This is a genomic window from Synechococcus lacustris str. Tous (genome assembly GCF_003011125.1).
Taxonomy (GTDB): Bacteria; Cyanobacteriota; Cyanobacteriia; order PCC-6307; family Cyanobiaceae; genus Synechococcus_D; species Synechococcus_D lacustris.
The window spans coordinates 1-1,115 of sequence record NZ_PXVC01000211.1; the positions used below are offsets into that span (position 1 = coordinate 1).

Here is a 1,115-nt window from a genome sequence, read left to right on the forward strand (position 1 = left end):
ACCATCGTCAATAGCAGCAACGGTTCCAGCGGCAACTGTTAGCTTTTCTGTGAATGCTTGAGCATCGGTGTAGGAAACCTGAACTCTAATTTGTTTTGCTTGTTCTGCAGATGTTAGGGTGTARTTAACAGCATTAGCGCCGATATTGGCCCAGGTGTTGCCATCAGAAGATGATTGCCACTGGTAGCTAATTGTTCCATCACCATCAGGATCAGCAGCTGTTTTATTAACTGTTAGAACCTGTCCAACAGTACGTGTACCAGAAACGCTAAAGGTTGCGGCTCCATCATTAACAGGAATGGCTTGAATTTTGGTAAGTGGTATTGGGTATTTTTGGAATTCATATCCTGCAGCTGTTTCAGATGCAGTTAAATTTAAAGTAATGWTATTGCCTGAGAAATTTACAGAAGGTGTGAAATTTACCTTTGCAATTATTTTAGGTAAGGGAGATCCTGGGAATTTGGGATACAAAGATAAATCAAGAAATATTAGCCCAATATATTTGTCTGTTGCTTCATCATTGTCAAGATTGGCAGTGTCATCTAATATAGTATTTGAGAATATAGCAACGTTTAAATCAGTAACCCCATTGTTTTTAGTAGTGGTTGTACTTGATTCGTTGGGAGTTACGACTGAGGAGTTATAATGAATATTTAAGGTAATACCCGATAACTCTGCATCGCCATTGGAGGTATTGTAGATTAGAGGTAAAGTGAATACCTCGCCAAGTTTAAATTTTAATAAACTACTGTCAACTGTGACTGTTTGGAAATTGGCCATTAGTCCTAGAACCTTAGGTGAATATTTTTTTATATTAGCACATCGATGTGATTTCCTCAAAATTTCTGGATCACATTTACCCTCATGGTTGACCCATCTTTTGCGGTGGTGCTAAGCAGGACGCATGGCATCAATATTGGCGGCAACGGCAGCAAAGTTTGCGGGCGGTCCAAAATATGGTGAATCAGGACTGATTGCTTTATTTGTGAGTGCTGCACCTGCAAAAGCAGCACCAAATAGATGGCGTATTACCATCAAACCATCCCCAAGGGCAGTGGTTTTACCATCTTTATCTACATCTAACATTTTACTATCGATACCCTCTTGAATATTTG

General features: G+C 39.5%; 2 protein-coding genes. Both read right to left on the reverse strand.

Annotation, left to right across the window (positions count from 1 at the left end; all coding sequences use genetic code 11):
• Positions 1-780 (reverse strand): hypothetical protein (locus C7K08_RS14385; protein WP_133165328.1); only part of this gene is annotated, 780 nt, incomplete at its 3' end.
• A gap of 111 nt (positions 781-891) precedes the next feature.
• Positions 892-1,115, reverse strand: a 224-nt coding sequence (locus C7K08_RS15735; RefSeq protein ID WP_206603888.1) for a hypothetical protein, incomplete at its 5' end; no start/stop codon positions are given.